Source organism: Croceibacter sp. (assembly GCF_002716225.1).
Lineage (GTDB): Bacteria > Bacteroidota > Bacteroidia > Flavobacteriales > Flavobacteriaceae > Croceibacter > Croceibacter atlanticus.
This window is the reverse complement of sequence record NZ_PAZX01000013.1, coordinates 41,424-55,845: the sequence shown is the minus strand read 5'-3', so window position 1 is coordinate 55,845 and position 14,422 is coordinate 41,424. Positions and strand designations below refer to the sequence as shown.

Sequence of the window (14,422 nt, the reverse complement as noted above, 5' to 3'; positions counted from 1 at the left end):
TCCTTATATCTCCATAGTTTTTAGTTCCTTGTAGTTCTTTTTTAAGCGTGTTGTTAATATACCATATACCAATCTGTAAAAAAGTATTAGTATCCCTAAAATAACAATTAGAGTGGCAATTAATACAAACAACAACAGGTATGGAGAGACACCTTCTGGAGTTGTACTAAATTCATTATGGGTATACATTAATACACTTACTACACAAAATGAAAGTGCAAAGAATAAAAGGTTAAACCAGACATAATGCTTAACAGTACGTCTTGTCTGTATTATATTTCGCATTAGCCCTTTTATAGAATCATCTGTGTTTATGCGTTTGTAGTTTATATAAAACTTAACCATAAAAAAGATAATTACCCCATAAAAGATAATATTACTAATCCAGTTAAAAACTTGAAATTCTGGTTTTGTCATCATATTATCCTTATCAAAAATAGCAATGATAACAGATAAGCCTATCCAGAATACAAACTCTATAATACTTATATAAAATATCCACTTTACTATAGAAGACGACTTTTCTAGAAGCATCTTATATAAATCGTTACTCTTATATTTAGGAAGAGAAGCATCCTGCTTCTTCCATTCCTGTTTCAATAAATCCAATCCTTCCATGATATCTACGGATTTAATATTGTTTTTAATTTTGTTTTTATTCGGTTCATCTTCACTCTTGCATTTACCTCGCTTATTCCTAAGGTTTCAGAAATATCTCTGTAATTCTTATCTTCTAAATAAAGAAATACTAAAGCTTTTTCTATATCATTTAACTGCTTAACGGCTTTATACATTAGGTTAAGCTGTTGTTCTGTTTCATCATCATAAGGTATGTCACTAATCTTAAAATGAACCGTCTCATAATCCTGTGTTTTAATTCGGCGTTTAGATTTTCTGTATAATGTTATAGCAGTGTTTAAGGCTACTCTATACATCCACGTACTAAACTTAGAGTCTCCTCTAAATTTAGGGTAGGCACGCCACAACTGTATGGTAATCTCTTGAAACAAATCTTTGTGCGATTGTTGGTCGTTGGTATACATACGACAAATTTTATGCACAATGTTTTGGTTTTCCTCGAGTTGGGCTACAAAACGTTGTTCTAATTGTGTTTTCACAGGTTGTTAGATAGTTACTTGTTAGTTGTATAAAGTTATAACTTGTTACAGCGCAATTAGAAAAAAAATAAGTTTTAAAATATCTGAAGCAAATATATATTTAGAAAAGCACTGGTTTAACGCCTGTTTAAGAATAGTAAAATGCTTTGTTTCGTATCTTTGGGAGAAACATCTTCTATGAATCTTCCAAAAACAGAACATCCACGATTAGTTATAATTGGTGGCGGTTTTGCAGGCATTTCTCTAGTAAAAAAACTTAAAGGATTGCCATTACAAGTGGTGTTATTAGACAAGAGAAACTACCATACGTTTCAACCTTTATTATACCAGGTTTCTACTAGTGGTTTAGAGCCGGATTCCATAGCGTATCCATTGCGAAAAATAACTAAGAATGCAAGCAACTGTCATTACAGGATGGCAGAGGTGCATCAAATAAATGCTGAAACAAATTCAATTTCAACCAACATAGGTGATTTAAAATTTGACTACTTGGTAATTGCTACAGGAAGCAAAACAAATTTCTTTGGCAATAAGAGTATAGAAGAAAACGGAATGTGGATGAAAACTGTACCACAAGCCTTAAACATTAGAAGCTTAATTCTTGAAAACTTAGAGCAAGCTAATATTACAGCTTCAAAAGAAAAGAGGAAAGCATTATTAAACTTTGTCATTGCTGGTGCTGGTCCAACTGGAGTAGAGTTAAGTGGTGCTATTGCAGAACTTAAAAACAATGTAATTCCCAAAGATTATCCTGGACTAGATATAAATGAGATGGAAATACATCTTATTGAAGGTTTAGATAGGGTTTTACCGCCAATGAGTGAGGCAGCTTCAAAAAAAGCAGAGAAATTCCTAAAAAACTTAGGAGTACAGCTACATTTTGAAACGTTTGTTGAAGACTATGATGGTAAAACAGTAACTACTAAAAGCGATTTGTCTTTTGAAACCGAAACGTTTATTTGGTCTGCAGGTGTAACAGGAGCACCAGTAAAAGGTTTAAACGCTAATGCTATTATAGATAAAGCAAACCGATATAAAGTAAACGCATTTAATCAAGTTGAGGGTTATGAGCATATTTTTGCGGTAGGAGACATAGCATTAATGGCAAGTAATGAATACCCTAAAGGACATCCGATGGTTGCACAACCTGCCATTCAACAAGGTGCACAACTTGCCAAAAACATTAAACATATATTAAAAAGTAAACCACTTGAGCCGTTTAGCTATTTTGATAAAGGCACAATGGCTACTATAGGTAGAAATAAAGCAGTTGTCGATTTAGGTAAATTTCGTATTGGTGGTTTTTTTGCTTGGTTTATCTGGATGTTTATTCACCTTTGGTTTTTGGTCGGTTTTAGAAATAGGTTAGTTACATTCTTTAATTGGACGTATAATTATATTAATTATGATAAAGCTGCACGACTAATAATTAGACCATTTAAACAGAAAAAGCAAGAAATGTCAGATGGTGAATAATTCAATTTACTGTATCTAATATTCAGACGTAACATAGATACTTTTATGGCGTCTAATCTCTAAACCCTTAAATTAAATTTTATGTATATAGCACAAGTTCAAAACACACTTCATGATTGGTGGCGTTACATTATTGGTGTGATAATAGCTATAGTTGGTGTTTTTGTTTTCTCTGTACCACATCTTATAGGATTAGGTTACAAAGTGGCACAAGGTGAATTAGAGGCTTCACAATTAGAAGATGTTTCTGCAGTTATGACAGCATTTTCTTCCAACGTTAATTTAATTTTTATCATTCTTCCGTTTCTTGGTGGTTTATTGTTTCTGCTTTTTGCAGTAAAAAAACTACACGAGCAAAGCATTACTTCATTAACAACAGCAAGAAAAACTGTAGACTGGAAGCGAATATTCTTTGCATTCTTCTTTTGGGGTATACTATCATCTGGATTGGTGTTGTTAGATTATGCTGTTACACCTGAAGATTATGTGTTAAATTTTAATTGGCAACCATTCATAATACTTTGTCTTATATCTTTCCTGCTATTACCTTTTCAAACCAGTTTTGAGGAATATTTATTTAGAGGATACTTAATGCAGGGCATTGGTTATTTTGTGAAAAACAAATGGTTTCCATTACTGCTTACATCAGTAGTATTTGGATTATTGCATATTGCAAACCCAGAAGTAGATAAACTAGGCTATGGTGTTATGGTATATTATATTGGTACAGGTTTGTTTTTAGGGATACTTACCTTAATGGATGATGGTATGGAGTTGGCCTTAGGGTTTCACGCTGCAAATAATATATTTACTGCGCTCTTAGTTACCGCAGACTGGACAGCATTGCAAACCGATTCTATTTTTAAAGATATTTCAGACCCTAGCTTAGGGTTTGTGGAGTTAATTGCTCCAGTTTTTATAATGTTTCCTTTATTATTATTCATATTTGGAAAAGTTTACAAATGGAATAATTGGAAGGAACGTCTAATTGGAAAAGTAAATGTTTATCAAAAACCTGTTGATCCAGATTACAGTATACTATCTGATGCTGAAGATTTAGAATAAAAATATAACGCTTTCTTAGTATTCTCATAACGTATAAGTTAATATCTTAGTCTAACATTGATAATTATGTTAGAAGAACTAAATATAGAGACCGTAGAGACACATCGAGATTTTAAACTTAACAAGCACCATTATTCTTCTCAAGACCTAAAGGTGGTTGCTTACAGTTTGGTAAAGGAAGGAGAGCCTTATGAAGAGAAAGTAGGTAATTTTCTTTTAGATTGGTTAGATGAGAAAGACTATGTAGAAGTTAGTACATCTGGTTCTACCGGAAAACCTAAGGTAATTAAACTTAAAAAAGAGCATATGATAAATAGTGCTCTTGCCTCTCAAAAATTCTTTAAACTTCAAAATCCATGTACTGCATTATTATGTTTGCCTGCAGATTATATAGCTGGTAAGATGATGTTGGTTAGGGCAATAGTTTTGGGTTGGGAACTAGATATGGTTCCTCCAAAAGCAAATCCTTTAGATCAAGTTTACAAGCGTTATGATTTTTGTGCAATGACGCCATTTCAGCTTGATAACTCATTAGCGAGACTGCATTTAGTAAAAAAACTAATAGTTGGTGGTGGTGCTATTTCTGTTAATTTAAGCAAGCTTGTACAAGGAATTAAAACTAAGGTGTATGAAACTTATGGTATGACAGAAACCTGTAGTCATATTGCCGCACGACGTATAAATCCTAAAAAGCAGAAAAAAACGACCATACCATTTAAGACCTTTCCTAAGGTAACTATAAAGTTAGACCATAGAGACTGTCTTATAATTAAAGCACCTAATGTTAGTGATGAGGAACTTGTAACAAATGATGTTGTAGAGCTGCTTACCTATAAAAAATTTATATGGCGTGGTAGGTATGACAATGTCATAAATAGTGGTGGTGTAAAATTGTATCCTGAAGAAATTGAAACCAAATTATCTAAAATAATAGGGCATAGATTTTTTGTAGCTTCTGTAGAAGATGATTCTCTAGGAGAAAAACTAATCTTACTCGTAGAGAGAGAATTTTCTGAAGAAACCAAAACAAATCTTTCTCAAGCCATAAAAAGCTTGAAAACACTAGATCGTTTTGAGCGTCCAAAACAAATCATATTTATAGAAAAATTTGAAGAGACAGACTCAGGTAAAATACATAGATTAAATACACTGGATCAAAATCTTATGAATTAAAGATATTAAACCTGTAAAACACCAAGATTAAACTTCTTCTCTATAGGAGCGTGGTTTGCAGCTTCAATCCCATGAGAAATCCATTTTCTGGTATCTAAAGGATTAATTACAGCATCTGTCCATAATCTAGATGCAGCGTAGTAAGGAGACACTTGCTCGTCATAACGATCTTTTATCTTCTTAAACATTTCATCTTCCTTCTCTTTAGTAATTGTTTTGCCTTGTTTCTTTAAAGATGCAGTTTCAATTTGCAATAAGACTTTTGCGGCAGAGTTTCCACTCATTACAGCAAGTTCTGCAGTTGGCCAAGCCGCAATTAATCTTGGGTCATAAGCCTTTCCGCACATTGCATAATTACCAGCACCATAAGAGTTACCAATTACAATAGTAAACTTAGGAACAACACTGTTACTTACAGCATTTACTAATTTAGCGCCATCTTTAATAATGCCACCATGTTCACTTTTACTACCTACCATAAAACCTGTAACATCTTGTAAAAACACTAGCGGTATTTTCTTTTGATTACAGTTTGCTATAAATCGTGTGGCTTTATCTGCACTGTCGCTATAAATTACACCACCAAATTGCATTTCACCTTTCTTGGTTTTTACAATTTTACGTTGGTTGGCTACAATTCCAACAGCCCAACCATCTATGCGAGCATATCCAGTAATAATTGTTTGTCCATAGCCGTCTTTATAAGCTTCAAATTCAGAGTTATCTACTAATCTTGAGATAATCTCCATCATATCATATTGCTCATGCCTAGCTTTTGGTAGGATTCCGAAAATTTCATCTTGATTTAAAGATGGTTTTTGAGCTTTTTTACGATTAAAACCAGCTTTATCAAAATCGCCAATTTTATCCATGATATTCTTTATGGTATCTAAAGCATCTTTGTCGTCTTTAGACTTATAATCTGTTACACCGCTAATTTCACAATGTGTTGTTGCGCCTCCAAGAGTTTCATTATCTATAGTTTCACCAATGGCAGCTTTTACCAAATAACTTCCAGCTAAAAATATACTTCCAGTTTTATCTACTATCAACGCTTCATCACTCATAATAGGTAAATAGGCGCCACCAGCAACACAACTACCCATAACTGCACTTATTTGAGTAATACCCATACTACTCATTACAGCATTGTTTCTAAAAATGCGCCCAAAATGCTCTTTATCTGGAAAGATTTCATCTTGCATAGGTAAATACACACCAGCACTATCTACTAAGTAAATAATAGGTAATCTATTTTCCATAGCTATTTCTTGGGCTCTCAAGTTCTTCTTGCCAGTCATAGGAAACCAAGCACCAGCTTTTACGGTAGCATCATTTGCTACAACAATACACTGTTTGCCTTTAACATGTCCTATTTTAATAACAACACCTGCACTTGGGCAACCACCATGGTCTTCGTACATACCGTCTGCAGCAAAAGCACCAATTTCAATAGCAGCTTCGTGATCATCTAGTAAATAGTTAATACGTTCTCTTGCTGTCATCTTTCCTTTAGCATGGTGTTTTTCAATACGCTTTTCACCGCCGCCAAGTTTAATTTTTGCAAGTCGATCTCTTAAATTTGAAACCTTTAATTTATTAACGTCTTCATTTTTATTGAAGTTGATATCCATAGAATAATGATGTGTTGGTTTGCTATTGTTGCGAAAATACAAAAAACCACTTTGAAATTTAAGAGTTTATATTTTTTCAATTGGCAGTATTCCTTTTATAAATGGAAAATGTTTAAAACCTGTTTATAACACGCAAATAGATTTGTAATTGTTCATCTTATATTAACATAGAATATAGGGAGTTAGATGTACATTTATCACTTGTATTAACCAAACCAAACATTTATGAAATCATTTTTATTTAAACCCCTAATTGTATTATCAACGCTTTTAATTATTGTATCCTGTTCGAAGGATGATGATACTTATGAATCTTTAGAAACACTTTCTGTTGAAGTTATTGGAGAAATTGAAGCTAAGACAACTTTACAAGATAATAGTGGAGCACATGAACATAACTTCTCAGGACTAAGAGTGGATGGCTTTACTGAAGCTTTTGAAAGCGGCTCTAAAGGTAGTTACGCTGGTGCCAATGTTACGCTTGCATCTGGAAGCTGGTACTTAACAGATGCTTTGTTAGGCTCACTATCTAATGATAGAAAATATGGCTCTAAATCTATGCGCATAAGAAATTCTGGTTATGCTATCATGAATTTTAATATGGATAACGGTGCAAACATAGTAAGAGTTAGGCACGCTAAATACGGTAGCAATGGCACATCTACTTGGCGTTTAATTGCTTCTTATGATAATGGAGCAAACTGGTACTATGTAGGTGATACAGTAACCACAAACTCTACAACCTTAAACACTGTAACATTTACAGTAAATACAACGTCTGCTGTAAGATTTGGTATTATGAAACTTTCTGGTGGTAGCAATAGAATAAATATAGACAACTTCGAAATCACAACATCATCTGGAAGTGGAAATGGTGGTGGCGGAACAGCAGCAAGAGATAGCAATATTACCTTCGGAAATCCATCTAATGCCAACACTTCATCTAACAACTATTACCTTTCTAAACCAGATTTCATCTTGTCTTACAATAACTCACGAGGAACAGCAAATTGGGTAAGCTGGCATTTAAGTGATGCTTGGAGAGGAAATGCAGACCGTTGTGATTGTTTTAAAGGTGATTACTCATTACCTAGCAGTTTTTATAAACCAACTACTGGAGATTATACTGGTACAGGATTTAATAGAGGTCATTTGTGTCCTTCGGCAGATAGAACTTATACAGATGGTGCTAATGAAAACACATTTTATATGAGTAACATTGCGCCACAATCTCCAGATAACAACCAGCAAACTTGGGCAAATTTTGAAAACTATCTAAGATCGTTAACAGATGAAGGTAAGGAAATTCATATTATTTCTGGGGTTCACGGTTCTGGTGGTACAGGAAGTAATGGTTATGCTGCAACCATAGATAGTGGGCAAATTACAGTGCCAGATACGTTCTGGAAAGTGGCATTGATTTTAGATAATGGCACAGATGATATTAATCGAGTAACCACAAGCACTAGAGTCATTGCAATTAATGTCCCTAATGACCAAGGCGTTAATAGCAATTGGGCACAGTATAGAACAACTGTTAATGCTATAGAGAACCTTACTGGATATGATTTATTAGAAAATATTCCAAACTCAATTGAAGCTGTGTTAGAGTCTAACGTCGATAATGGACCTACAAGCTAAATTGAAGCTAATATAATTTTTCAAAACCCCTTATAAATTGTAGTTTACATTTTATAAGGGGTTTTTTCCTGCAAGTAAAAACAGTGTTGTAGGAAAGTTACCAATACACGATATTTGTCCTTCATTACTGCGCTAAGGATAGAAGCGGTATCCTCCTTTGTAAAGGAGATTTAGCGAATAGCCTGTTTAAGCGCCCAAATAACACAATAAAATTTTATAGAAGGATGATGAATAAAAATACAGTATTGGCTTGGGCCACATTTATAATGATATTAGTAGGTCTAGGATTAATTGCTCTAGGTGCTTTTAAATATGACGATGTAGCCGGTTGGGGCTTTGTGTCTGTGGGAATTGGTTTCTTTGCTATTGCTTGGGTGTTTAATGCCTTAAAAGGACGCGTTTAGTAACCCTCTTATTTTAAATTTAAATTTTTGACTATTTATGAGCGACGATAAAAAAGTAATTTTTTCAATGTCTGGTGTAAGCAAGACATTTCCTGGTGCTAATACACCAGTAATTAAGAATATGTATTTGAGTTTTTTCTATGGTGCTAAAATTGGTATCCTAGGTTTAAACGGTTCTGGTAAGTCTACATTATTAAAGATTATTGCAGGTGTAGATAAGAATTTTCAAGGTGATGTGGTTTTCTCTCAAGATTATTCTGTAGGTTACTTAGAGCAAGAACCAAAATTAGATGAAGACAAAACAGTACTGGAAGTTGTAAAAGAAGGTGTAGCAGAAACTGTTGCTGTTTTAGATGAGTACAATAAAATAAATGATCAATTTGGATTAGAAGAGGTTTACTCAGATCCAGATAAGATGGAAAAGCTTATGAACCGTCAGGCAGTTTTGCAAGACGAGATAGATGCCAGCAATGCTTGGGATCTAGACACAAAGCTTAATATAGCTATGGATGCGCTACGTACGCCAGATGCAGATAAAAAAATAAGTGTACTTTCTGGTGGAGAACGCCGTCGTGTTGCTTTATGTAGATTACTGCTTAGAGAGCCAGATGTTCTTTTATTAGATGAGCCTACCAACCACCTTGATGCAGAATCTGTACATTGGTTAGAGCACCATTTACAACAATATAAAGGAACGGTAATAGCAGTAACTCACGATAGGTACTTTTTAGATAACGTTGCTGGTTGGATTTTAGAATTAGATAGAGGTGAAGGTATTCCTTGGGAAGGTAACTACTCTTCTTGGCTAGATCAAAAGTCTAAACGTTTGGCTCAAGAAAGCAAAACAGCCTCTAAACGTCAAAAAACTTTAGAGCGAGAGTTAGAATGGGTGCGTCAAGGTGCAAAAGGACGCCAGACTAAACAAAAGGCACGTCTTAAAAATTATGATAAGCTATTATCTCAAGACCAAAAACAGTTAGATGACAAGTTGGAAATTTATATTCCAAATGGTCCACGTTTAGGAACAAATGTAATCGAAGCTAAAAACGTAAGTAAAGCTTACGGTGATAAATTGTTATATGACGACTTAAACTTTCAACTTCCTCAAGCAGGTATTGTTGGTATTATTGGACCAAACGGTGCTGGTAAAACAACAATTTTTAAAATGATTATGGGCGAAGAAAGTCCAGATAGCGGTAATTTTGAGGTAGGAGACACAGCTAAGATCGCCTATGTAGATCAAAAGCACGCTAATATAGATAACGATAAATCTATTTGGGAAAACTTTAGCGATAGCCAAGAATTAGTAATGATGGGTGGCAAGCAGGTTAACTCTAGAGCTTACTTAAGCAGATTTAATTTTAGTGGTAGCGAACAAAACAAAAAAGTAAGCAAGCTTTCTGGTGGTGAACGAAACCGTCTTCACTTGGCAATGACGCTTAAAGAAGAAGGTAACGTATTACTGTTAGATGAGCCTACTAACGATTTAGATGTAAATACACTTAGAGCATTAGAGGAAGGTTTAGAAAACTTTGCAGGCTGTGCAGTAGTAATTTCTCACGACCGTTGGTTCTTAGATAGAATTTGTACTCATATTCTTGCTTTTGAAGGTAATAGTCAAGTATATTTCTTTGAAGGTGGTTTTAGTGACTATGAAGAGAACAAAAAGAAACGATTAGGAGGCGATTTAATGCCAAAACGAATCAAATACAAACGACTAACAAGAGATTAGTTCGTCGATTAAATTTTACAAGAGCTTAACTACCAGTAGTTAAGCTCTTTTTATTTTAACATATTTTTACATAAACACGTTAAATCTTAGCTAAATAACATAATTTCAATACATTCGAGACGTTTAACTATATAATATTGCAACGTATAAATGCTCCACGTTTAGTGTAGAGCTATAAAAATTAAATTTATGACAACTGAAAAAAATAACACAGGAATGCGTGTACTCACTATACTATTAGCAGTATTGCTAGTTGTTGCGGGTATTATGGTTGTAAAGTTATACAACCAGGAAAAAGAGACTAAAGCTCAATTAGAGAAAGAGAAAGAAATTGTACTTAAAGACCTTAATGAAATGGTTGTGCAGTATGATGAGGTTATTGAAGAAAACAACCTTGTAAACTCAGACTTAAATGAAGCTAGAGAGCGTGTAAAAATACTTATAGATTCTGTTGAGGTAATGAAAGCAGATATTGCTGTATTACGTCGTTACCAAGGTCAAGTTAATAAGCTTAACAAGCAGTTAGAGTATTTATTTGCTCAAAACGATTCTTTAAGAGGTACTAATAGCTTATTAGCTATGCGTGTTACAGAAACTAAGGAAGAGTTAGATCAAACCAATGCAGCAAAAGATTCTTTAGCTACTAAAGCAGAAGAGTTAGAAACGGTAATTGCCAAAGAAGCTAGATTATCTGTAGTAAGTTTAAAATCTAATGCAGTTATTGAAAGACGTTCAGGACGTTTAGTTGAAAATGACAACGCAAGTAGAGTAGACTTAATAAGAACTTGTTATACTATACCTACAAACCGTTTAGCAGAACCTGGAGACAAAGTATTATATGTACAAGTAAAAGATCCTAAAGGTATTATTATGGGTGCCAATCAAACTGTTACAGTTGATGGTGAGCAGATAACATATAGTAAAATTTCAAGATTCTACTACGAGAACAAGCCTTTAGATGTTTGTGAAAATGTAAAAAACACAAGAGGAGATTTCTTAGAAGGAAAGTATACAGTAAATGTATTTAATGGTAATGAATTACTATCTACAACAGAGTTTGTGTTAGACTAAACACTATTTAAATACTATAAATTATTAAATCCCGATGGTTTAACCATCGGGATTTTTTTTGTGCTAAATCTAGTCTTTAAGGCTTATTTTGTAAATAAACTGTAACATTTTAACGATTTTGATTACTTATCTATTAAACAACCCTAAAAATGAGTTACGGTCCACATCAGATGAAAATGTTACAGGACAGAAGGCAAAAGACGTCTTCTCGTACTCAGGAATTCTTTAAGCAATCCACGCATAAAGTATATTCAGGTAAGGTTAAAAAACTACATTCAGTTGAGGTTACAGAATCATTATTATTCGATATAAGAAGACGATTAAAAAAGGAGCATAAAATGAGATTGAAAAAGATTGTCGTATTCACAACAATAGTTCTCATTTTAATACTCACAGTAATTTTTATTTACTTGTAAAAATGAAAGCCTTCAAAATTTTAATACTCAACTATTTTAACGAAATTGCTATAACATTTTTCATTAATCAACACTAAGACTTAACACAATTTAAATACAACATGGCAGACGATTTTGATTTATTAGAAACGGCATCTTCAGAAAAGAGCCAAGAAAAAGTAGATGTAAACTGGGGCAAAACCATAGACCAGATGAAGTCTAGACTTTCTCAGGAACAAGACCCACAAACAAGACAAAAAATCTTAAATGCCACATTAGACGATGTTGTGAAAATGGCAGAGACAGATAGGTCTACACTATTAGATGCCATTAAAGATCTTACAGACTATCAAGATGAAGTAGGAATAATATTCGAGAAATTCTCATCATTAAATGCCGAAGAGCAAAAAGTGATAGATGATGCTCAAAAAGCATTAGAACGTGCTAAGATTGAACTGGAAGATGCAGAAAATGTAAAAGACACGTGGTGGAATAATTTATTTGGTCGCAAAAGCCGAATTAAAAAGAAAGAAGAAGAACTTAAAGAAGCTCAGAAAACTAGAGATGCTGCAGATAATAAAGCTAAAGCAATGTTTCAAGAGCGTATTGAAAGTGCAGATGTACAAACACTTTTAGGTGAATTATCTTATAAGTCTCAAGCAGCAGTTACACGTCTTAAAAATAGGGAAGTTGAAATTAAAGAAGTAGAAGACAGGTTACAAGATGCTATTGTAGAAGCAAGTAAAAACCATACAAAAGCACTTGAGAAAAAAGCAGAAACAGAAGAAAAGCTAGAAGAGCAATATGCATTGTTGAAGCAAGCACGTCAAGCTCTAGAAGAAGTTACTGACAAGCAATCTACACAATACTCAGAGGCAATAGGAAAAGTTACTCAGATTGAGCAAAAAGTAGAAGAGTTAGAAGGGTTGAGAAACGCCTATATAACGCTTGCAGCTTCAAAAGACAGCTTTGTACATAAACATAATCTTACCATTAAAGTTTTAACGTCTTTACGCAGTAACTTACAAACGCATCGTGCTAAATTAAAGAGTGATACAGAAGAGCGTCTAAAATACTATGATGGTTATATTGTAGCATTAAAAGCACGTACAGATCAAGAGTTTGCGGCAATCTTAGAACACCTAGGTGTTAAGACAGATGAGCATATAGGAGAAACATTGGCATCTATGCATACAGCAAGTGCTAAGGCAAGACAAAGTATGATGGATAACATTCCTGTTCATGAAAAAGTTATGAAAGGTGTGTATGGCAGTTATGCTGAAGCATTACAGGAAATAAGAGAAAAGGATGCTACAATACGACAAAATTTTGCAGACAGATATGGGATAGATATGAAAGAACTGTTTGAAGAATATTACGCAGATGATAAAAAGCAAAATCCTACACCAGAAACTCCTAAGAAACCAAGTGAACCAGACACTTCTGGAGATGACCTTTTAAGTTAATTCCCTTTAAGTTTAAACACTAAAAATGTAATCGCATAGTGTTGCATTTTTAGTGTTTTCAATAATACGAGTACTTTTTTTTACTGTCTATTCTAGTTTTCCAATATATTACATGTCCTTAAATCAAATTGTAACACCGTTAGATTCTGCTACCTTAGAGACTAAGGAACAGTATGTTTTTTATCATCATATTGTAACACATGCTATAGATGTTGTCTTAAAAGGCTTAGAAACTCATAGCTTATGTAATACCCAAGAAGTAGTTTTAATTAAGCAATACATGAAGCTATTCTTGTATTCTTTAGAGATGATGCGTGTTAAATATAAATATGATGAAGAGCATCATATGAAAATTGATGTTACAGAATCTGGTTTTCCTAACTACCTTGAGTTTAGATATCTTATAAACGACTTAGCATTAAGAAATGAACATATTAATAGGCTACCTAAAGTAGAAGAGCTAAAGGAGAAATTTTTAGATACTCTTTTAAAAGACAAAACTCATATTAGTGAGCACCAATTATTTCAAGCAGCATCTATAGTATATTACTCAGATGTTGAAGAGCATAAAATTTTCAAAAGATTTATACAGGGAAAAATATTAAAGGCAAATGCACACAACGCTCAATATATGGTGAGTTGGTGCTTTTATGATGTGAGCTTAAACAGACCTTTTTTAAACTTCATGTACTTTGATTATTCTGGAGACGTAGAAGACCTAAAAGACGATTTATATACAGTGTTGTTAAGTACTGCAGACCGATCTATGAGTTTGGATACCTTGGCATATCTTATAGACAAAAAACTATATAAGGTATATCCAAAACTATTAAGGAGATTAGATTTAGGACCAATTCATAGCGTATTTGCAAAAGACGAAAATATTTTCACACACCAAATACTTAAGAGTATTGTAAGTAAAGACTTACCGTTATCTTCTTATGCATTAACATTAAGTATAGACAACTTAACTACAAAAGGCACTTTTAAGGAAGGTAGTTTTTTTATGAAGCAAACCCTTCAACATTGGGATAAGCAACCAACAGAGAAATACTTATTTGCACCACATCGTGTATTGCAAATGTTATATCATAACGTTCCAGAAACAATTACAAGGTTAAGTAAATCTCCTTTCCTAATAGACGATCTTGAAATTGATTTAAAGAAAAAAGAACATTGAAAAAAGGAATTTAGGGAATAGTACTTAGTGCCGTAAAGTGCTTTCTTATAATTTTTTATTCATAGAA

At 33.6% G+C, this 14,422-nt stretch carries 12 protein-coding genes; 9 read left to right on the top strand and 3 right to left on the bottom strand.

All coding sequences use genetic code 11. The features are described 5' to 3' along the window. Nucleotides 1-3 precede the first annotated feature (3 nt). Together CL818_RS10020 and CL818_RS10015 are read right to left on the bottom strand one after the other, a co-directional pair. Complete coding sequence (locus CL818_RS10020; protein ID WP_272974354.1) at nucleotides 4-618, bottom strand: DUF8845 family protein; 615 nt, start codon at nucleotides 616-618, stop codon at nucleotides 4-6. Between the two features lie 5 nt (nucleotides 619-623). Next, on the bottom strand, nucleotides 624-1,118 hold the full coding sequence (locus tag CL818_RS10015; RefSeq protein ID WP_272974353.1) for an RNA polymerase sigma factor: 495 nt from the start codon (nucleotides 1,116-1,118) through the stop codon (nucleotides 624-626). Nucleotides 1,119-1,295: 177 nt separating this feature from the next. Between CL818_RS10015 and CL818_RS10010 the strand changes: the two genes are divergently transcribed. From CL818_RS10010 to CL818_RS10000, 3 genes are all read left to right on the top strand, one after another. Further along, nucleotides 1,296-2,594 carry an NAD(P)/FAD-dependent oxidoreductase gene (locus CL818_RS10010; protein ID WP_272974352.1) on the top strand — a complete coding sequence of 433 codons (1,299 nt, stop codon included), beginning with the start codon at nucleotides 1,296-1,298 and terminating at the stop codon, nucleotides 2,592-2,594. A gap of 81 nt (nucleotides 2,595-2,675) precedes the next feature. Then, entirely contained in the window at nucleotides 2,676-3,659 is a 984-nt protein-coding gene (locus CL818_RS10005; RefSeq protein ID WP_013187405.1) for a CPBP family intramembrane glutamic endopeptidase, read from the top strand. 66 nt (nucleotides 3,660-3,725) lie between these two features. Further along, nucleotides 3,726-4,832 carry an AMP-binding protein gene (locus tag CL818_RS10000; RefSeq protein ID WP_013187406.1) on the top strand — a complete coding sequence of 369 codons (1,107 nt, stop codon included), beginning with the start codon at nucleotides 3,726-3,728 and terminating at the stop codon, nucleotides 4,830-4,832. Nucleotides 4,833-4,837: 5 nt separating this feature from the next. Here the strand turns inward: CL818_RS10000 and CL818_RS09995 are convergent, their stop codons facing one another. After that, the gene (locus tag CL818_RS09995; RefSeq protein ID WP_013187407.1) at nucleotides 4,838-6,466 is read right to left on the bottom strand and encodes an acyl-CoA carboxylase subunit beta; all 1,629 of its coding nucleotides are present in this window, start codon (nucleotides 6,464-6,466) and stop codon (nucleotides 4,838-4,840) included. A 225-nt stretch (nucleotides 6,467-6,691) separates the two neighbouring features. On the opposite strand from CL818_RS09995, the gene CL818_RS09990 reads away from it, so the two are divergent. The 6 genes from CL818_RS09990 (at nucleotide 6,692) to CL818_RS09965 (ending at nucleotide 14,355) form a co-directional block, all read left to right on the top strand. Further along, nucleotides 6,692-8,107 carry a DNA/RNA non-specific endonuclease gene (locus CL818_RS09990; protein WP_272974350.1) on the top strand — a complete coding sequence of 472 codons (1,416 nt, stop codon included), beginning with the start codon at nucleotides 6,692-6,694 and terminating at the stop codon, nucleotides 8,105-8,107. A gap of 227 nt (nucleotides 8,108-8,334) precedes the next feature. Continuing rightward, on the top strand, nucleotides 8,335-8,511 hold the full coding sequence (locus CL818_RS09985) for a CAL67264 family membrane protein (protein WP_013187409.1): 177 nt from the start codon (nucleotides 8,335-8,337) through the stop codon (nucleotides 8,509-8,511). Between the two features lie 37 nt (nucleotides 8,512-8,548). Next, nucleotides 8,549-10,243, top strand: coding sequence for an energy-dependent translational throttle protein EttA (gene ettA, locus CL818_RS09980; protein WP_013187410.1), 1,695 nt, complete (start codon nucleotides 8,549-8,551; stop codon nucleotides 10,241-10,243). 189 nt (nucleotides 10,244-10,432) lie between these two features. Further along, nucleotides 10,433-11,314 carry a DUF8428 domain-containing protein gene (locus tag CL818_RS09975; protein ID WP_013187411.1) on the top strand — a complete coding sequence of 294 codons (882 nt, stop codon included), beginning with the start codon at nucleotides 10,433-10,435 and terminating at the stop codon, nucleotides 11,312-11,314. Nucleotides 11,315-11,831: 517 nt separating this feature from the next. Then, nucleotides 11,832-13,175: a coiled-coil domain-containing protein gene (locus tag CL818_RS09970; protein ID WP_272974349.1), complete on the top strand. Its 1,344-nt coding sequence runs from the start codon at nucleotides 11,832-11,834 to the stop codon at nucleotides 13,173-13,175. 112 nt (nucleotides 13,176-13,287) lie between these two features. Further along, the gene (locus tag CL818_RS09965; protein WP_219359606.1) at nucleotides 13,288-14,355 is read left to right on the top strand and encodes a hypothetical protein; all 1,068 of its coding nucleotides are present in this window, start codon (nucleotides 13,288-13,290) and stop codon (nucleotides 14,353-14,355) included. Nucleotides 14,356-14,422 lie beyond the last annotated feature (67 nt).